Source organism: Vibrio tubiashii ATCC 19109 (assembly GCF_000772105.1).
GTDB lineage: Bacteria > Pseudomonadota > Gammaproteobacteria > Enterobacterales > Vibrionaceae > Vibrio > Vibrio tubiashii.
The window spans coordinates 1,011,545-1,030,404 of the sequence record NZ_CP009355.1 but is presented as its reverse complement, the minus strand read 5'-3'; the positions used below and the strand labels follow the sequence as shown (position 1 = coordinate 1,030,404).

Here is an 18,860-nt window from a genome sequence, read left to right as displayed (position 1 = left end):
AAAGAAAGGCAGAGGATAAAACCTCTGCCTTTATATTAGAATGGAAACTTGTTTAGTTCTTCTTGAATTATGTTGTCAGCGATGTATTTGTGCGCCGCAGTTGTTGGGTGAGTTACGCCCCAAAAAACGTATTTATCTGAACCGTGATGAGCACAATCGTTAGTGAAGCTATGGCTGTATAAATAATCAAGTGCCGAACTTCTATTGATGTTTAAACAAGCATCCTTGGCATTGGCAAATCCATGCTCTTCAGGTTTACTGGTCATTGCGTTGAACAGGGTGTTTGCATCGTAGAGCACCACATTCATACCTTTATTTTTGTATAAATCTGCTTGTTCTCTGATAAAAGCATTAAACGCCACAATTTTTGCACGAACTTTTTCTATCTCTTGTTGAGTTGAGTACTTGAACTGCGGAGCCTTGGTCGCATCTGGTAGTGTCAGTAGGATTAGGTGTTGCGCCCCTGCATCGCGCAGTCTGATTAGGGCACTACTTAGATCCGCTTTGACGTCAGAGACTTCGCGGTCGTAATTCATGAAGTCATTTAAGCCAAACTCAAGGGTAAATAATGTGTTTTTAGGATCATAGTTTTTGGCTATCTTCATATATGTAAGATAGGAAGTGACCTGATCATAAATCCCTGTTAATGCAACGTATTGATTTGTACCCGCAGCGCCACCGACAGACCAATTGTAGAGTGGAACATCTTTGGCCTCAGCTAAATACTCTGTCCATACAAATCCATTTGAGAAGTGACCTAAGAACCAAGAGTTAGCGTTAGGGAATACCCACTGCGAGCCATTAAATAGATTTCCAGTGTCAGAAAGGCTATCACCAAATGCAACTAAGCGATTTATCTTACTGTTCAGTGTTGTGTCATTTGTCCATATAGAATGGTTGTAAGAAAAGCGATTGTCCGAAGCGTAATAGAGCATGTCTGCCGTATCATGGCTAACATTAAGTGTTTCTTGACAGCGTTGCCTAATTTCTGACTGAGGGGTGTTGGTGTAGAACATGTTCTTAAATGACACTGATGACCACCAATACCCGTTTACTTTTAGGTAGTCTCCATTTTCATCTAGAGCCCATTCCCATGATGTTGCTGGATCGTCATGAGTTTGAGCAGGGCGATACCAGCATCTAACGTAGGTGTATGTTTCATCGTTTTGAACAGACGCGGCGTAAGCCGCTGTTACGGCCTCAGGTGTGGTTGGTTGTTCAGCGGAGATGGCTGGAACTGCAATTAACGAACTAGCCAATAAAAGTGCATTCTTCATAAAACGTTCTCGTAATTGTTGATTAGTAGAGTATTAACTCCTCTGACCTGTATCTCACATGAGAATGTGTTGAGTCAAAGAATTGGTTTTATGAATGTTTATAAAGGTGAACTAAGATCAAATTATTTTCTTATTAAGAAATTACTAAATTTGTTTTTTCGATTATTTATTCTGCTAATTTAGAAAATGCAATTTAAGGTGTGATTAATTTAACAAAAGCTAATGTAATTAATCGCTAATTTAAAATTAACAGATTGAAAATTAAACAACAATGGCTCTGAATAAATTTAATATGTCAATGTGAGGTTTTGTCCGTTAATAATAATTGTGGCTTTATTGATAACTGTTAAAGGAAGTAAAAAATATGTGCGAAAACAAGAGCATTTCGCATTGTATTCTATTTATTAACAGGAAGAATAACGTGAATAAGAATAAGGTTTTTAAAACATCGTTAGTCGCTAGTTCAATTGCTTTTAGCATGGTGCAATCTAATGTATATGCAGCGGTAGATATTTTAGATATTAAACTTCAAGGTCAAAGCTGTGAGGTTGGTTTTAGGCCAATTACCTCTGAAGAAATCATGCCAATTAAATCTGATTTAGTAGGTCAAATGGGGCCATGGCAAATCACAAATATTGCCGATGGCTATGTCTTGATGGGGTCAGGGTACAATGGAACCATCAAGCAAGACAGGTTAGCGGGTACAACATGGTGTACCTACAACACGCCACCAGACCACAGTATCCCGGACTACGCAGCGCTTGTATTGCCTGAAAATGATGAAGCTCATACTGAATGGTATCTAGTCAATAAGAAAGAGTTTTATCAACCGCTAGCATTGCTGGCTCATTATCTTGGTTTTGGCTGGGCTGGTGGTACAGGCAGCAAATATGTCGGCGACGATATGATCACGTCTACCGATGGGTTAGGAAACTATGATATTGATGCGGACAATTCAGGATCTTGTGAAGGCTACCGATGTAACGAACGTTTAAAAATGGATATATCTGGTTTTGAATATCACATTGATCCGGAAACGTTCAATGCTGGCCAAATTACTCAATCAGATAAAGAACTGATTGGTCGTCGCTCAGAGGTTGTGACCAATGAGTCTGACCTAGAACAACAATATCGAGTGACCTTTAAATACGAGAAATCGACAAATTGGTCCAAAACAGACACTTATGGCTTAAGTCAAAAAGTCTCAACCAAGAACAAGTTTAAGTGGCCTCTTGTAGGTGAAACTGAGTTGTCGATAGAGATTGGAGCCAACCAAAGCTGGGCAACGACCAACGGAGACTCGGAGTCTAAAGGGATCTCCAATACGATTGTTGTTAACGTTGCGCCAAATACTAAGCAAGAAGTCTTTATGGAGGTTTTCCGCTCTTCAATCAGTTACCCGTACACGTTTAACGCTGAGTTAAGCTATGAACTGGCATTAACGGGTTTTATGCGTTGGTCTGGAAATGCTCTGAGTCACCATCCTGATGATCGACCTACCTATACTGCAAATTGGGTTATTGGCCGCAATGGAGGTAATGACAAAAGTCTCAAGTACCAATATGAGCATCGCAATATTCCGGCAACGTCGAACGAATGGGATTGGCCTTGGTTGCTTAGAGAATATGGTGCTGACAATGTGAAAAGTTTACTAGGCCAGGTTCTCAGACCAATACAGACGAAAATTACCGGTGAATTTTTTGCTGATGCATCTTTTGGTTCTGATGTGAGATTTGGCAAGACGATTCCTTTAGGAAGTAGAACGAAGCGTTCTGCAGAGTATTCGTTAACAGATGAAGAGTTGGAGCAATATGGTATTAAAAACTTCAGTGTAGAAGTTGTGCCAGTACCGAAACTCTAAGAAAAAAGCGCGGCTCTTGAGAGCCGCGCAAAACTTCACATGGAAGTATGGGAATAGGGAGAAACAGGTCGGTTATTAAAGATCGACGACAATGGTTTTTGTGGTTTTGCTTCCGCTGTCATCCATAACGGTCATTTTCACTTCATGTTTTCCATAGCTCGGGAATATCTTAGTAAAAATACGTCCACGTTTGACTTTACCGTTTGGAAGAACCCACTCAGTGTCAACGATACGGCCATCAGGGTCGTGGCTTGTTGACCACATAGTTACCCAACGTCCAAGGTGAATGTACTTCGCGTTGGCAACAGGTAACATATTTGGAGCAACAACTTCTACTGTTTGGCTACTTGTGTGGCTGGCACCTTGGTTGTCAGTAACAGTAAGCGATACAGTGTAAGAGCCAGAGTCTGAATACTTCCATTTAGGGGAAGCGTCCGTGCTGGTTTCACCGTTACCAAACTCCCATAGGTAAGCAGATATCTCACCATCCGAGTCAACACTAGAGTTCATTGCAGCAATATCAAGACCGTTTACTGTAAGCTCAAAGCTAGAAACAGGGGGTAGATTGGGTTGCTGAACTTTTGAAAGTTTAATCACACCGTATTTGTTTGAAGGATCTTGCTCGATAACTTCAATGGTTACACCAAATTCAGTTAGCAAACGACCTGAATCAGGTGCCCCTGGATTGGAATAATCTTGGTCATCCGAAAATGAACTGCTGGCAATTAGGCTGACATCTTCCAGTACATCCCCATCAGCATTTACAAGTCGCATAGTGGCTTGGTCTTGAAGAGAGAATGCTGCGTCGCGAACTTGATAGCGGGTCTGCGCTGCTGTACCTGACTTATCCCAAACCATCGCATTTTGGTCAGCATCGACAACGCCAAGCCAGCCTTCACCCGGGTGTTTACCAACTGCATTGTCTGTCATCGACTCATCAACGTACCAAACGATCAGACCTGGCTCGAAAGACATCATCTGGCCGAAACGTTTGATGTTCTTGAGCCCTTCATCCACGTCTGCATGGCTACGCCACTGGAGTAGATAGTAGTGTGGGGCTTCATTGAAGCCATCATTTAAACGGTATCCATTAAGGGCGAAAGTAGATTGTGATTCTGCGTTGTCGAGAGAAGAAAGTGTACCATCAACATCTAAAGCAATGCTGTCTACATGAAGACCTTCCATCGCTAAACCACCATCCGTCACGTAGTCGAAACCAAGGTTAACTTGTTGTCCGGCCCATTGTGTGAGATCGAATTCAGCGTCAACCCAGCCTTTCGAGTCGCCAGCGATAGCAGGAACTAAACCTGTGCTGTTAGGATCTTCATTTGTTGTGATATTGCCTGCTATCGGTTGGCCGTTTATAAGCACACGGGCGAAGTCGTAGTCTTTTTCAATCTGATACCAAGCTTTAAAAGTTAGCGTGATTTTGGAGGCAGCCGGCAACGTTACTTTTCGTTCCATGCTGTTTTTCAGATCGTCACCTTTACCGCTATGGAAGCCGAATTTACCTTCAAAAGGGGCAAGTCCTGCAGTACGTTTAAGAGGCAGGTCAACGCGAACCATGTTGGGTTTGTCGTTGTCAATTGTTTGATGCAGCTTGATCTCAAGTGGCTTACCATCGAGATCACTTAGAGTAACCACATCATTAGCCACCCAACGACCGCCAATAGAAGCCTGAAGGAACTGTTTAGCCCAAGAGCTGAATGCGGTTGGTTGTGTGCCGCCAATTTTACCTGCCCAACTGCCTGAAGACATAATAGACCAGTACGAAACAGGCTCTCCTTTACCAGTGTATTGAGTGTCGTACTCATCTGGTAATCCCAAGTCGTGCCCGTACTCATGTGCACAAACACCAGCAGCAGCGTCGATAGGCTGAATCGTATAGTCAAATGCAGCGTATTGTCCGTTGAATCGACCAGGTACGGTGCTAGAAGTACCAGACAAGACGTGATACTTACCTAGATTGTATCGGTGAGACCATATAGCATCGGCTCCGAGTACACCACCACCAGCTTCTTCACCCACTGAAGCATGGAAAACCATCAAATGATCGATTACACCATCGGGTTCGCGGAAGTTGCCATCACCGTCGTAGTCATAGCGATCTTCAATGTCATAGTCCGCTAGGTTAATGGTTGGGTCATTCGCAAGTTGGTTAAGTGCTTCACGAACCAACTCCTGTGCATTTTGGTCATTGTCTGTAGTAGGGGAGTTACCTCCATAAAACGAGGCATTATTTTTGGCTCGATACCAACCAGCGGCTTGACCAGAAACACTGTAGCTATCACCAGATTCTTGTTCGTAATACTGGCGCATCGAAATGAAATTCTCACCATTTGGCCCAGTATAGCCGCTATCAGAGAACAGAAGCTCTTGATAGTGGCTTGGCTCGTATCGGTCATAGAGCATTTCTGTATGCTCTTTCGTGAGCCTATTTTCATCCCAAGGTAAATCCGGAAAGTCCACCAATACGGCTAAAACTTTGTCCGTTCTTTTGTTGTTAGCATCGAACGAAAAGACGTGAGCTCTTCGCAAGCCTTTATCAAACTCAATTGACTTAAGGATTTTGGCACGTTGTTCCAACGCTTTCTTGCCAAATTGCGCATCGCCCTTAAATCCTCGGTTTAGTTTTCCATCGATAAACTTATCTAGCGCTATTTGACGCTCTTCGATAGAAGCATCGGGATTAAGTTTCCCTTGGGCAACAAGCATTTCAATGACTTTGTCTTCATTAATGACACCCAGATCGATCGGAGTCTGAGCGTTACCACTTGTGCTAAATAGAGTGAACACTGCTGATGCCAACAGTGACTTCCTCATCATTTTCATTATATTTCCTTATTAATTTTTATTGCCAACAATCTGCCAAATAGCAGACACAACGACGCTGTTAGCACCAATAATCGAGCACCTAAAGTTTGGTGTGAGATATTAGCTAACGGGAGTATCGTTATTCTTTTGCTGAAATACAGTCGGTACTTTTTTCGTCAGAAGGATCTTCTTTATGGGATTGCTTTGAGGTTTTAGAAAATTTCTGAGAGAGATATATTTGCAATGACTCTTGCTTTTCTACTTCGCTTTGGTCTTCACAAATAATACCTTGTTTGATAAGTGATTCTAGCAGTCGCTCGTCATCAATGCCGCCTGATATTGCGGATGAACAAACTAGAATTAATAACCCACTGACTGATTTCATATTATTATTTATAACGCTGTGTTTTGTAACAAAATATAATTAATTTAACCCAAATGTAACTGTGTGGGATCTCATTAGTGGGTCTATGTCTATTTATCAACATAAAAAGTGAATATAAAATAGGGGTTCTATTAACAAATTAATCGTATATATATTCTATTAGAAGGAATAAATAATTGGTAAATATGTAAGTTACATATTTACAGAACAGATTCGGGCCATATATCTAGGGCGTGAGTATTAGTGTGCATTAAATTAGTGAATTAGACTTTACTTAGTTATTTTGTCTAAATTTTGAAACACAAATACTTAAAAGTTTGAAGTTGCATTCGTACTGTAACTCAACGCATTGATTTGTATCTGTCATATATATGGATGTTATGGCGAAAACTACCTTCGTGGAGAGCCAAAGTCTGAGCGTCTATACTGATAAAGGGAACTGATGTACGGAGGCTAGTATGAGCATAGCGAACCGATTAGACCACTACTTGAATGAACACAATATACCATTCCAAACTGTCCAACATAGTCACAGTCAAAGTTCACTGCAAAGTGGTGTGGCGGCCGGGATTCCTTTAGTTTCTTTAGCTAAGGGCATCGTATTAGAGGATCATGATGGTCATCATATGATGGCTGTGTTACCTGCCAAAAATAAGATTAGCCTTTCAAGGCTTAATGAGGAGTTGAACGCGAGTTTTCATCTTGTCAAAGAGAAGCAACTTTACGAGATGTTTGAAGACTGCGAGAACGGTGCGGTGCCTCCAGTTGGGAGCGCATATCATATGTCGATGACGTTCGATGAAGTGTTAACGCGGCAAAACTATGTCTACCTTGAGGCTGGAGATCACGAAACCTTGATTAAGCTTGACCAAGAGTCTTTCCAAAGATTAATGGGTGAAAGTAGAATGATGAGGTTTAGTAGTGAGATCTTTCATTAGAAGTTATTCTTTTATATTGGTTAAGTTGTGACGAAGCCACCTTTCAAAGGTGGCTTCTTTTAAGCTGGCTAAAACTTTTTGACTGATTATTGTATGCGAAACAATACGTAATTTATTGAGTTAGAATTGCGCAGAAATAAGTTCAATTAATTCGTTTTCGGTTTCAGGCATTCTTTCTAACTCAACCGCGCATGAAGCGCCACCTTTCAGCATGTAAGCACTTGTCGTACAGTGGTCGTGATGAAACCATTTGCCGTTAATGCAAACGTCAGTGTAGCAGCGAGGGTCTTTTTTTAATTCCATTTGATACTTCCTTGTTAATTCTCCGTTAACACAATAACAACATAACCTTACTAAAATCAGGGTAAAATGATCTGGATCAATTTAAATCCATGACTAGACCAAGGTAGTAGTGATCTCGCCTGCAGCAAAAACAAAAGGGGAGCGAAGCTCCCCAAATTTGATTCAATTAGATGTCTGCAAGCGATGGTTAGGCTTGAGCAAATCTGTAGGTGCGGTAACCGCCAATGAGATTTCGCGCTTTGTACCCATTATTCACCAATTGGCGGTAAGCAACGTTACCACGTAACCCAACTTGGCAATAAATGACTATTTCTTTGTCTTTTGGTAACTCAGCCATACGTTGACGTAGTTGATCGACAGGAATGTTGATTGCTCCTTCGATAAATCCAACATTCTCTAGTTCACCGGGATTGCGAACATCAAGTAAGACTTGGTTTTCGCTAAGCGAATCTATTTGATCAAAATGTATCGGGCTAGAGTCACCTTGGATGATGTTTGTGGCGACAAATGCAGCTTGGTTAATGACATCTTTAGCACTGCCGTAAGGTGGCGCATAGGTGAGTTCAAGGTGTTGAAGCTGATCTACTGTCATACCTGCACGCTGTGCAACCGCCATTACATCAATACGTTTATCAACGCCATCTTTACCTACCGCTTGCGCACCAAAGATCTTACCCGTTTTAGGGTCGAACAACATCTTGAATGAGACAATTTCAGCGCCAGGGTAGTAGCTCGCATGGCTTGCTGTGTGAACGTAGACTTTTTCGTAGTCAATGCCTTCATGTTTAAGTTGCTTCTCGTTTTTACCCGTAGATGCTACTGCGAGATCAAAGATCTTACAGATAGCAGTGCCTTGTGTACCTTGATAGGTCTCTTGGCGTCCTAGCATATTGTCTGCGGCCATACGACCTTGGCGGTTAGCTGGGCCTGCAAGCGGTACGAGCGTTTGTGAGCCAGTGACAAAGTCTTTTTCTTCGACGGCGTCACCAACCGCGTAAATACTTGGATCGCTGGTTTGCATCATCTCATTGGTGTAGATACCACCTAGCTCACCAATTTGAAGTCCTGCTTCTTGAGCTAGCTTGGTTTCTGGACGTACACCAATTGCCATGATCAAAATATCTGTGGTTAACGTTTCACCATCGTTCAGTGTTAGGTTTAGCTCGCCTTCGATGTGCTGATGTGCCGAATCTTCCCCTGACTCAAGTGAGGCGATATGTTCGTTCGCGACGTACTCAACCGCTTCAAGGGCAACCCCTAGTTTCAAGTCGATGCCTTTTTGCTTTATTTCAGCATGGGCAAAGCCTGCCATTTCGCGATCGACAGGCGTCATCACTTGATCAGCCATTTCAATCAAGGTGGTTTTGATCCCTAGCTGATGGAAAGCTTCCATCATTTCAAGGCCAATAAAGCCTCCGCCAACCACGGTGGCATGTTCTGGCTTGTTCATTTGGATGGTATGAATGATGCGATCCATATCGGGAATGTTCCGCAGCGAATGAGTGAGTGGGTTATCGATACCCGGAATTGGCGGAACCAAAGGGCCAGCGCCCGGGCTAAGCAATAAAAAGTCGTAGCTTTCTGTATACTCGCTGTTATCGACTAGATTTCGTACCGTAACTGTTTTACTGCTGCGCTCAATAGAGACCACTTCATTCATTACACGCACGTCGACATTAAAGCGCGCTAAGAAGCTTTCGGGAGTTTGCAGAAGTAATTTGCTTCGCTCTTGGATGTCTCCCCCAATATGGTAAGGAAGGCCACAATTTGCGAACGAAACGAATGGACCTCGTTCAAACATGATAATTTCGGCGTCTTCACTTAAACGGCGTGCACGAGCAGCAGCGGAAGCCCCACCAGCTACACCACCAACAATTAAAATCTTAGTCATATCAACCTCTGTTACTTAAACCCAAGCTTCTTTAGTACAACTACCGCAGGGCAGAATCCTGTGAACGCACTCTGAATCAAATTTGCTCCGACGAAAAGTGTCAACCAAACAAAGTTTGAACTGACTGTCATTGTCAGGCCGACTGATAAAATGACCATTCCACCGGCAAGAACTCGAATAGCATTTTCTAGTGTCATAACAAAATATCCGTTTCATTCATGCATTGTTGGGATTTACTATAGAGTTATAAATTAGCATTGTCTAATGTTAATTTGTCTAAACATTAAAAAACTAAATTAGCATTGACTAAAATAAGTTTATAAGTATCATCTAATATAGTTTAGGTATTTGGAGTGATTGTATGAACGTTGAATTTTCTGATTTAAAAGAGATGCAGAGCAATGCAGTAGAAGCCTCCGAATTACTCAAAGTGATGGCTCATCCGGAAAGATTGATGGTGTTGTGTCAATTGACTCAGGGAGAGGTGGGAGTTGGGGAGCTACAGTCGAGCTCTTCTCTTAGCCAGTCTGCGTTTTCCCAGCATCTAACTGTGTTGAGAAAACACAATTTAATCAAAGCGCGTAAAGAGTCTCAGCAGGTTTTCTACTCATTGTCTGATCTACGAGTCGAGACCCTAATTCAAACGTTACATTCCGTATTTTGTGGTAAGTAGTTTTAAGGTGATTGAAGAAATGAATATTCCTTGGGATTCCCTAGTTGGGGGAATGTTGCTTGGTATTTCGGCTGTATTACTGCTGCTGATAAACGGCAAAATCGCTGGGATTAGTGGCGTAATCAATGGCTTTATTAGCCCAAAAGAGGGCGATTATTGGTGGCGATTGCTTTTCGCTATTGGTTTGATTGCTGGTGGAGTGATTACTGTTTTGTTCACTGGGATTGATGCGCCGGATACAAGCAATACCCCAATGATGGGGATTGTATTAGCCGGTCTGCTTGTTGGAGCGGGGACTCGCCTTGCCAATGGTTGTACAAGTGGACACGGGATATGTGGCATAGGACGATTGTCGAAACGTTCACTTGTCGCCACTTCTATCTTTATGTGTGTAGCCGCTGTCACGGTTTACGTGCGACTTCATATACTTGGGTAAGTGACTGATGAAATCGACTATTTTACGTTTAGCTCCGTTATTTAGCGGACTATTGTTTGGTGTAGGAATGACGGTGTCAGGTATGATCCAACCACAGAAAGTGGTCGGCTTCCTTGATGTAATGGGTGAATGGGACGCGAGTCTTGCTTTTGTCATGGGTGGGGCGTTGTTGGTGTTTATGCCTTTTTACTGGTTACACATCAAGAAAACCTCAAAGGCGATGGATGGTTCGCTTCTTTCAATCCCAACTCAAACTGACCTTGACGTCAGACTGGTTATTGGCGCAGCCGTATTCGGATTAGGTTGGGGGATAGCCGGTATATGCCCTGGACCTGCGGTGACAAGTTTGGCGCTTGGTAATAGTGATATATTGTTATTTTTCAGCTCGATGCTTCTAGGTTCGCTATTCATTAAGGCGTTGGATTCATCAACTCAAAAGTCCGTCTCACCGATTAAAGCGAATTAGTGCGTTAGGAGAACAGAATGAATAGAAGTTCGACCAAGGATGGTGTCGTTCATTCGATAATGAACAGCTTCTTTCCGCCCATTATCATTGTTTTTCTATTAGCAGTTGGTGCGGTGTCTCTATGGCTGACTCCTAAAGAAGAAGATCCTCAAATTGTAGTGCCAATGGCGGATGTGCTGATTGAAGCGCCAGGTTTAAGTGCACAACAAGTTGAAAGACAGGTGACTGAGCCACTCGAAAAATTGCTCAGCCAAATTGATGGCGTTGAGTACGTTTACTCTTCTTCATCAGATGGCGCCGCACAGGTTATTGTTCGATTCTTTGTCGGCGAACCGCGTGAAGATGCGCTTGTTAAGCTGTATAACAAACTTTACTCCAATCAAGATCATGTTCCTCCTACCGTCACCCGCTGGCTCGTAAAGCCCGTCGAAATAGATGATGTGCCTATCGTAGTTGCGGCGCTTTATTCCACCGACCCTAAACAGGTAGATAGGCACGATCTCAAGCGCATTGCTGATCAAGCAACACTGGGCATCAAATCAATACCATCAACAAATGGCGTTCAAGTGATCGGTGGGGAATCTAAGCTCGTTAGTGTCGAGTTAGACTCAGTTGCGATGGAAAGTTTTGGGATCACCTTAAGGGATTTAAACTTTGCATTTGACGTTAGCCACAATAAACAGCAAGCAGGCTCGATTCAGGTTGACGGCAATCGGTATCTCATAGAGTCGGGCCGATTGCTTACTAGTGCTCAGGAGGTCGGTGATCTGGTTGTCGCTGTCGTCAATAACAAACCAGTGTTTTTTCGCGATGTCGCAAAGGTAATTGAGCGTGCAGCGGAGCCTTCCAATGACACTTGGTACATCAACGCAAAACACAAAGTGGAACATCCGGCGGTGTTCATTTCAGTCGCCAAGCAAAAAGGGGCGAATGCGGTAGATGTCGCGAGTCAAACGGTCGAGAAGCTCTATGAGTTGCAACAAAATCAGTTCCCGTCCTCGGTCAAAGTCGACATCATTCGAGACTACGGTAAAACCGCGGATGACAAGGTTTCCAATCTGGTCTCAAGTTTAGCCATTTCAGTGCTGACGGTCGTTGTGTTTGTCGGCCTGTTTTTAAACTGGCGAAGTGCGCTAGTCGTCGGTATTGCGATTCCATTGAGTTACGGCGCGGCATTAGGGCTCGACTTACTGTTTGGTTACACGATCAATCGAGTTACCTTGTTTGCGCTGATTCTGGCTTTGGGTTTGATTGTGGATGACCCCATAGCCAGTATCGACAATATCGAACGATATTTGAAGCGCAAAAATCTGCCTCGCGCAAAGGCAATTGTGCTTGCGATGGGAGAAATACGCAGCGCGCTGATAATGTCGACGGTTGCTATCGTCATCGTATTTGCGCCAATGTTCTTCATTACAGGGATGATGGGGCCTTATATGGCACCATTGGCTTTTAATGTACCTGTGAGCGTTGTGGTAAGTACGTTAGTGGCGTTTTTCGTCACACCTTGGCTTGCTAAGAAGATCCTCAAAGGAGCCGCTTCGTCAGGTCAGTATGATTTCGAGTCATCAACGCTTTATCAGGGTTATGCACGTTTGCTGACACCACTGCTTAAAAGCCGTAAAAAAGCTTGGCTATTTCTGACTATTGTTGCGGGCTTGTTTATTGCTGCGGCACTTTTACCTGCAATGCGACTTGTACCACTGAAGCTTTTACCCTACGACAACAAAAATGAATTTCAGTTGGTGTTAAACATGCCTGAATCCTCAAGCTTTGTTGATACCTCTAATACGCTGCGTGTTTTTTCTGACTATTTGGTGACTGTACCTGAAGTAGAGTCGGTATCTGGCTTTGCGGGTATTGCTTCACCAATGGACTTTAACGGTATGGTGAGGCATTACTTTATGCGTAACCAACCGTATCAGGGCGAGCTACGGATTGTTTTGGCACAAAAAGACCAACGTTCTATGCAGTCACATGAAATAGTGACTCGACTTCGCAGTGATTTAGAACAGATTGCTCATCGTTTTGATGCATCAATTCAGCTTGTCGAAGTTCCCCCGGGGCCTCCGGTTATCGCAACAATTACCGCGGAAGTCTATGGTGAAGATCATACCTCTTACCAAGAGCTAATGCTGGAGGCACAGCGCGTTGCTGAGCGCCTTTCTATAGAGCCTTTTGTTACAGAAGTTGATACTAGCATTGATGATCAGCTAGAAGCTTGGCAATTTATCGTTGACCAAGAAAAAGCCGCCTTGTCTGGTGTGTCGATACAAGAAGTCAACGAGACAATAGCGGCGGCAAATAACGGTTATGTGATTGGTCAGTTGGGCTCTAATAGAGAAGTAAACCCACTGGCGGTAGAAATTCGTTTGCCTCGGGACCAAAGGGACGATCTTGATAGTCTGTTACGCCTTTATGTTAGGGGGCAAGCAGGTGTTGTGAAGACACTCAGCAATGGCTCGCTGGTTGATGCGCCGCAACCATTAGTACAGTTAGGTGAGATAGGGCGGTTTGAAAAACGTGTTGTCCATACGCCGATTTATCATAAGAACCTGAAACCTGTCGTTTATGTGTACGCAGAAACAGCGGGTCGAGTGCCCGGTGAAATCATTGCCGATGTCATAGCTGACCAAAATAGACCGATTGAAAAAAACTGGGTTGAATGGAACGAACGTAGTTACCTAAACAACGGTTCAGGTAAGCCTTGGCAGGTTAACGAAGATATCGACGTAGTCTGGAGCGGAGAAGGCGAGTGGAAAATCACCGTCGATGTGTTTCGAGACTTAGGTATTGCCTATGGTGCGGCACTATTTGGCGTGTTTATTGTTATGCTGGTTCAAACAAGCCTACCTGCGGTTGCTGGGATCATCATGTTGGCAATTCCCTTAACCGTTATTGGCATCATGCCCGGATTTTGGCTGCTCAACAGTATGAGTCAAGAGATTAACGGTTATCCAAACCCTGCGCTGTTCACTGCGACCGCCATGATTGGTATGATTGCTCTAGCGGGTATTGTGGTGCGCAACTCACTGGTTTTGATTGAGTTTATACAGCAATCTCTTGCCAATGGGGAGCCACTACACAAGGCATTAATCCAGTCTGGTGCCGTAAGAATGAGGCCGATACTGCTCACTGCAGGAACAACGCTGCTGGGAAATGTCATTATCACGCTAGACCCAATCTTTAACGGCTTAGCGTGGGCGATCATATTCGGTATCGCAGCCTCAACCATCTTCACTTTAATTGTGATTCCAGTCGTTTATAACCTCGCGTATGAGCGAGTTGAAGGGCATGGTATGCCGATGAATAACAAAGAATCAAAACACCGAGAAAGCAGGAGAGACGACAATGAATAAGAAAACATGGCTGCTTGGTGGATTACTGTTTAGCGGTTTAGCTGTTCTGTTTTTGTATATGGCGGGAGTGTTTACGCCAAAACTGCCTGTAGAGCGCCAAGTTCGTATGATGAGCGCTCCAAGCTTTGATACCGCTAAGCTTGTCGCAAGTGAAGAAACGATAAAAAGAGAGTTTTCAGGACGTGTTGTCGCTGAACAAAAAGCGACTATTGCCTCAAGGTTAACTGCCACCGTCGCTGAAGTTATTGTGAGCGTTGGTGATCAGGTAAAGCAGGGCGATATCCTGATACGCCTAGAAAGCGGGGATCTCGATGCTAAGGTAGAACAGACAGAGCAAGCGCTTGTCTCTGCCCAATCAACGTTAAACAATGCGAGAAAAGAGTATCAACGCGTTAAGGAACTTCTGAACAGAAAGCTTGTGCCTCAGTCTCAATATGACCAAGCAGAGAATCGTCTGCAAACCTCTCAAGCAGCGTTAATGCAAGCTAAAGCGGCTGTCACCGAGGCAGAAACCACTTTTGGCTATAGCGTTATTACTGCTCCTTTTGATGGCATCATTACTCAGAAATCGGCGCATCAAGGGGATACTGCGACACCGGGCTCAGCCTTGTTATCTATGTATAACCCGCAATCTCTTGTCGTAGAGGCAGATATTGCAGAATCTGTCTTACCTCATATCGAACTGGGTAAAACACTGGCATTAGATTTACCCACTAATGGCATCATCATAGATTCTACAGTGAGTGAAATTACACCGTCATCAGACGCTGGCTCTCGTAGCTATCTCATTAAATTAGAGTTTGAAACCGAGAAAAGAGTATACCCAGGTAACTTTGCGCGAGTGACAGTCGAGTTAGGCACACAGCAAGTCGTACGTGTGCCGTTAGAGGCCATCTATCAGGTAGGGCAACTGGATTATGTCAAAGTCGTTCAAGGTGGTAAGGTGCATACACGGTTAGTTCAACTAGGTGAAGATTTCCGTGTACGCAAAGGCCTTAAGGCGGGCGATATTGTGGTACTCAATCCGAGCGATATTTAACCACGAGAGATAAACAGCTCCTCATGTACTTGCACGCTCAATGGGCAGTGATCGCTCAGTGTATAATCGAGGACGTCTGACACTGGAAAGACGTTTTGCTCAGGCTTTGTTGTCGTGAGTGCTTCGCTAACAACGATATGATCAATCAATGACCTGAATTGGTGAGTCCTTTTTGGGTTGTTACGCGATTTAACTTTGCACTCAGCCTTGGTCTGTTTTGATGCGAGGCGAGCAGAGGTGCCTTGGGTCATTTCTTTCCATAGCCAGTCTCCTTGGTAACTGAGGTTATGGTTAAAATCGCCCAATATAACGTAAGACTCACCATTCGATTCTCGCTCTCTAATCCAAAGATTTAGGTTTTTGCCTTGTTCTTTTAGCGTTTTACAATCGCGACTATTGCGGTAGGCACCAGAGCAACGTGCTTTCAAATGGACAGACAAAGCATGGACTGAATGAGCACTGTTTGGGTTTAGCACAATATAAGTCGCAAATCTTAGTTTACTGTTGCTACTGCTATCGAGACGGAAATCTTCGCGATTAGAAACGTTTATTCCTTTCTGTACCGCAAATCCGGTGTATTGATTAATCTCGTCAAACTGATGCTTTCTATTACTCGGTAAGCTTCTTTGCGAAAAAAACAATTGATAGTCAGAGCCGATAACGCGCTCTAACGCGACAGGGTCGTTGACCTCTTGAAAGGCAAGGACTTTAGGGGCAATAGAATCAAAATGACGGCTCAAAGCGAGGTAGTCATCTTCGTTTCGCTGTGATGAAGAAAACTGCTCAGAAGGTGTGTCGCTCAACCACTCAATATTCCAAGTCGTATAAATGGAGTTGTTGGCACTGGAGTAAAAAGAGAGCAAACATAACAGAGAAACAAAAAGTGACCACTTTTTAGGGGGTAGCATAGGCTTAACTCAATGAAATATATTGCAGCCTTTATGCTACAAGACATCGCAAAAATGCAAGTAGGACTTGTTGCATTTTTCTAATTTTCATCATTTTCTTTGCAACTGAGATCAGTGCCACTAAGATCGATTTGATCTTGAGCGAGGGTCTAATTTTATTGATCAAAATCAATACTTTCTCCTGTGTCATCTCGTTAAATACGCCACAACATATAGTGTCAGTCGAAAAATAAATCGCCCTATATAGTGTGTTTGTGGATAAGTCTGTGAGTATGCTGGGGTAAGGAGAAAAGGTGAAACCAATCGTAATCAAGCGTGATGGCTCAAGAGCTCCGTTTAGCAGGGATCGTATTCAAGCTGCAGTGGAATCAGCAGCAGAGCACGTTGATAAAGAAATCGCAATTTATGCACTGAATGTAGCACTTGCGGTGGAGCTTCAGCTAAAAGATCACGATGAAGTACACATCAATGACATCCAAACCCGAGTAGAAAATGAGTTAATGCAAGGGCCATACAAGTCTCTTGCTCGCGCTTATATTGAATACCGACATGACCGTGATATTGCGCGCGAGAAGCAAAGTGCGTTGACTCGCGAGATTGAAGGCTTAATTGAAGAAAGCAATGTTGACTTAATCAACGAAAACGCCAACAAAGACGGAAAGGTTATTCCTACTCAGCGCGATTTATTGGCAGGCATTGTTGCGAAGCACTACGCGAAGACCCACATTTTACCACGTGATATCGTTCAAGCTCATGAAATGGGTGATATTCACTACCACGATTTAGACTACGCGCCGTTCTTCCCAATGTTTAACTGTATGCTGATTGATCTTAAAGGCATGCTTACTCACGGTTTTAAAATGGGTAATGCTGAGATTGATACGCCAAAATCAATCTCGACAGCGACAGCAGTAACGGCGCAGATTATTGCCCAAGTTGCGAGTCATATTTACGGTGGTACGACGATCAACCGTATTGATGAAGTCCTTGAGCCATACGTGATGACGAGCTATCACAAACACCTAGAGATTGCTAAAGAGTGGGATATTCCTAACCCTGAAGCCTTTGCAACGGCTCGCACTGAGAAAGAGTGTTATGACGCATTTCAGTCTCTAGAATACGAAGTAAACACACTTCACACAGCAAATGGTCAAACCCCATTTGTCACTTTTGGTTTTGGTCTTGGTACAAGCTGGGCTTCACGACTTATTCAACAATCGATCCTGAAGAACCGTATTGCCGGTCTAGGTAAAAACCGCAAAACAGCGGTGTTCCCAAAACTGGTATTTGGCATCAAGGATGGCTTGAACCATAAGTCAGAAGATCCGAATTACGACATTAAGCAACTTGCGCTTGAATGTGCTTCTAAGCGCATGTACCCAGATATTCTTAATTACGACAAAGTGGTTGAAATCACCGGGTCATTTAAAACGCCGATGGGTTGTCGTAGTTTCTTGGGCACATACGAAGAAAATGGTGAGCTTGTCCACGAAGGTCGTAACAATCTAGGTGTCGTGAGTTTAAATCTACCAAGGATTGCAATTGCAGCAAACCGCGACGAAAAACAGTTTTACAAGTTGCTTGATGAGCGTTTAGACCTCGCTCGCCGCGCACTAGAGACGCGCATCTCTCGCCTTGAAAACGTTAAAGCACGTGTTGCGCCAATTCTCTATATGGAAGGTGCTTGTGGCGTTCGTTTAAAAGCGGATGAGCCAATCGCGAACATCTTTAAGAATGGTCGTGCATCAATCTCGCTTGGTTACATTGGAATCCATGAAACCATTAATGCTCTATTTGGCGATGAGACGCATGTTTACGATGATTCTGCATTACGTCAGAAAGCGATCGATGTGGTTAAGTATCTTAAAGATAAAGTGAATCAATGGGCTGAGGAATCAGGTTATGGCTATAGCCTATACGGAACGCCAAGTGAAAACTTGTGTAGCCGATTCTGCCGAATTGATACTAAAGAGTTTGGTGTTATCAAAGGGGTAACAGACAAGGGTTACTACACAAACAGCTTCCATCTTGATGTTGAGAAGAAGGTTAACCCATACGATAAGATCGATTTTGAAATGCCGTATCCGTACATCTCAAGTGGTGGCTTTATTTGTTACGGCGAGTTTCCAAATATGCAGCGTAACATTGAAGCGCTCGAAAATGTTTGGGATTACAGCTACAGCCGCGTTCCTTACTACGGCACCAATACACCGATCGACGAGTGTTATGAGTGTGGTTATAACGGCGAGTTTGATTGTACGAGCAAAGGGTTCACCTGCCCAAGCTGTGGTAATCACGATTCGACCAAAGTTTCAGTTACTCGACGCGTTTGTGGCTACCTAGGCAGTCCAGATGCAAGACCGTTCAACTTCGGCAAGCAAGAAGAAGTGAAACGACGCGTGAAGCACCTATAACCCTTTTTCGCAAGAAATGACCTTTAATCGAGCCCAAGGGTCTGTTGACCTTTTGAGCTGATTTTTGCAGCAGTTTGTGGGTTCTTTATGCAAGGC

General features: G+C 43.6%; 15 protein-coding genes. 8 read left to right on the top strand and 7 right to left on the bottom strand.

Annotated elements, in window-relative coordinates; translation table 11 throughout:
• Positions 1-35: 35 nt before the first annotated feature.
• Positions 36-1,277 carry an SGNH/GDSL hydrolase family protein gene (locus IX91_RS19770; protein ID WP_004743772.1) on the bottom strand — a complete coding sequence of 414 codons (1,242 nt, stop codon included), beginning with the start codon at positions 1,275-1,277 and terminating at the stop codon, positions 36-38.
• A 421-nt stretch (positions 1,278-1,698) separates the two neighbouring features.
• Here IX91_RS19770 and IX91_RS19765 point away from each other — a divergent pair, with 421 nt between their 5' ends.
• A complete protein-coding gene (locus IX91_RS19765) occupies positions 1,699-3,138 on the top strand; it encodes an aerolysin family beta-barrel pore-forming toxin (protein ID WP_236642915.1) in 1,440 nt (479 codons plus the stop codon).
• 75 nt (positions 3,139-3,213) lie between these two features.
• On the opposite strand, the gene IX91_RS19760 is transcribed toward IX91_RS19765, so the two are convergent.
• Together IX91_RS19760 and IX91_RS19755 are read right to left on the bottom strand one after the other, a co-directional pair.
• The gene (locus IX91_RS19760; protein WP_004743769.1) at positions 3,214-5,970 is read right to left on the bottom strand and encodes an immune inhibitor A domain-containing protein; all 2,757 of its coding nucleotides are present in this window, start codon (positions 5,968-5,970) and stop codon (positions 3,214-3,216) included.
• Between the two features lie 121 nt (positions 5,971-6,091).
• The gene (locus tag IX91_RS19755; protein ID WP_004743767.1) at positions 6,092-6,337 is read right to left on the bottom strand and encodes a hypothetical protein; all 246 of its coding nucleotides are present in this window, start codon (positions 6,335-6,337) and stop codon (positions 6,092-6,094) included.
• 458 nt (positions 6,338-6,795) lie between these two features.
• Between IX91_RS19755 and IX91_RS19750 the strand changes: the two genes are divergently transcribed.
• On the top strand, positions 6,796-7,275 hold the full coding sequence (locus tag IX91_RS19750) for an aminoacyl-tRNA deacylase (protein WP_004743765.1): 480 nt from the start codon (positions 6,796-6,798) through the stop codon (positions 7,273-7,275).
• A 120-nt stretch (positions 7,276-7,395) separates the two neighbouring features.
• Here the strand turns inward: IX91_RS19750 and IX91_RS19745 are convergent, their stop codons facing one another.
• The 3 genes from IX91_RS19745 to IX91_RS19735 form a co-directional block, all read right to left on the bottom strand.
• Positions 7,396-7,578: a hypothetical protein gene (locus IX91_RS19745; RefSeq protein WP_004743762.1), complete on the bottom strand. Its 183-nt coding sequence runs from the start codon at positions 7,576-7,578 to the stop codon at positions 7,396-7,398.
• Between the two features lie 187 nt (positions 7,579-7,765).
• Complete coding sequence (locus tag IX91_RS19740; RefSeq protein ID WP_004743761.1) at positions 7,766-9,469, bottom strand: FAD-dependent oxidoreductase; 1,704 nt, start codon at positions 9,467-9,469, stop codon at positions 7,766-7,768.
• A gap of 11 nt (positions 9,470-9,480) precedes the next feature.
• Positions 9,481-9,666, bottom strand: coding sequence for a YgaP family membrane protein (locus IX91_RS19735; protein ID WP_004743759.1), 186 nt, complete (start codon positions 9,664-9,666; stop codon positions 9,481-9,483).
• A 164-nt stretch (positions 9,667-9,830) separates the two neighbouring features.
• Here IX91_RS19735 and IX91_RS19730 point away from each other — a divergent pair, with 164 nt between their 5' ends.
• Genes IX91_RS19730 through IX91_RS19710 form a run of 5 tightly spaced genes read left to right on the top strand, consistent with a single transcriptional unit; the run spans position 9,831 to position 15,442 of the window.
• Complete coding sequence (locus IX91_RS19730) at positions 9,831-10,142, top strand: ArsR/SmtB family transcription factor (RefSeq protein ID WP_004743757.1); 312 nt, start codon at positions 9,831-9,833, stop codon at positions 10,140-10,142.
• Positions 10,143-10,161: 19 nt separating this feature from the next.
• Positions 10,162-10,578 (top strand): YeeE/YedE family protein, encoded by a 417-nt coding sequence (locus IX91_RS19725; RefSeq protein ID WP_004743754.1) that lies wholly within the window; start codon positions 10,162-10,164, stop codon positions 10,576-10,578.
• A gap of 7 nt (positions 10,579-10,585) precedes the next feature.
• On the top strand, positions 10,586-11,044 hold the full coding sequence (locus IX91_RS19720) for a DUF6691 family protein (RefSeq protein ID WP_004743752.1): 459 nt from the start codon (positions 10,586-10,588) through the stop codon (positions 11,042-11,044).
• 17 nt (positions 11,045-11,061) lie between these two features.
• Positions 11,062-14,403 (top strand): efflux RND transporter permease subunit, encoded by a 3,342-nt coding sequence (locus IX91_RS19715; RefSeq protein ID WP_004749512.1) that lies wholly within the window; start codon positions 11,062-11,064, stop codon positions 14,401-14,403.
• A complete protein-coding gene (locus IX91_RS19710; protein ID WP_004743749.1) occupies positions 14,396-15,442 on the top strand; it encodes an efflux RND transporter periplasmic adaptor subunit in 1,047 nt (348 codons plus the stop codon). The genes IX91_RS19715 and IX91_RS19710 overlap by 8 nt, the downstream gene beginning before the upstream one ends.
• On the opposite strand, the gene IX91_RS19705 is transcribed toward IX91_RS19710, so the two are convergent.
• Positions 15,439-16,350 (bottom strand): endonuclease/exonuclease/phosphatase family protein, encoded by a 912-nt coding sequence (locus IX91_RS19705; protein WP_004743747.1) that lies wholly within the window; start codon positions 16,348-16,350, stop codon positions 15,439-15,441. The genes IX91_RS19710 and IX91_RS19705 overlap by 4 nt on opposite strands.
• 293 nt (positions 16,351-16,643) lie before the next feature.
• Here IX91_RS19705 and nrdD point away from each other — a divergent pair, with 293 nt between their 5' ends.
• Positions 16,644-18,764, top strand: coding sequence for an anaerobic ribonucleoside-triphosphate reductase (nrdD, locus tag IX91_RS19700; protein ID WP_004743744.1), 2,121 nt, complete (start codon positions 16,644-16,646; stop codon positions 18,762-18,764).
• The last annotated feature ends 96 nt before the right edge of the window (positions 18,765-18,860 follow it).

Coding starts and splice junctions, on each gene's coding strand:
- IX91_RS19770 (WP_004743772.1), bottom strand. CDS start 1,277: ATGAAGAATGCACTTTTATTGGCTAGTTCGTTAATTGCAGTTCCAGCC.
- IX91_RS19760 (WP_004743769.1), bottom strand. CDS start 5,970: ATGAAAATGATGAGGAAGTCACTGTTGGCATCAGCAGTGTTCACTCTA.
- IX91_RS19755 (WP_004743767.1), bottom strand. CDS start 6,337: ATGAAATCAGTCAGTGGGTTATTAATTCTAGTTTGTTCATCCGCAATA.
- IX91_RS19750 (WP_004743765.1), top strand. CDS start 6,796: ATGAGCATAGCGAACCGATTAGACCACTACTTGAATGAACACAATATA.
- IX91_RS19745 (WP_004743762.1), bottom strand. CDS start 7,578: ATGGAATTAAAAAAAGACCCTCGCTGCTACACTGACGTTTGCATTAAC.
- IX91_RS19740 (WP_004743761.1), bottom strand. CDS start 9,469: ATGACTAAGATTTTAATTGTTGGTGGTGTAGCTGGTGGGGCTTCCGCT.
- IX91_RS19735 (WP_004743759.1), bottom strand. CDS start 9,666: ATGACACTAGAAAATGCTATTCGAGTTCTTGCCGGTGGAATGGTCATT.
- IX91_RS19730 (WP_004743757.1), top strand. CDS start 9,831: ATGAACGTTGAATTTTCTGATTTAAAAGAGATGCAGAGCAATGCAGTA.
- IX91_RS19725 (WP_004743754.1), top strand. CDS start 10,162: ATGAATATTCCTTGGGATTCCCTAGTTGGGGGAATGTTGCTTGGTATT.
- IX91_RS19720 (WP_004743752.1), top strand. CDS start 10,586: ATGAAATCGACTATTTTACGTTTAGCTCCGTTATTTAGCGGACTATTG.
- IX91_RS19715 (WP_004749512.1), top strand. CDS start 11,062: ATGAATAGAAGTTCGACCAAGGATGGTGTCGTTCATTCGATAATGAAC.
- IX91_RS19710 (WP_004743749.1), top strand. CDS start 14,396: ATGAATAAGAAAACATGGCTGCTTGGTGGATTACTGTTTAGCGGTTTA.
- IX91_RS19705 (WP_004743747.1), bottom strand. CDS start 16,350: ATGCTACCCCCTAAAAAGTGGTCACTTTTTGTTTCTCTGTTATGTTTG.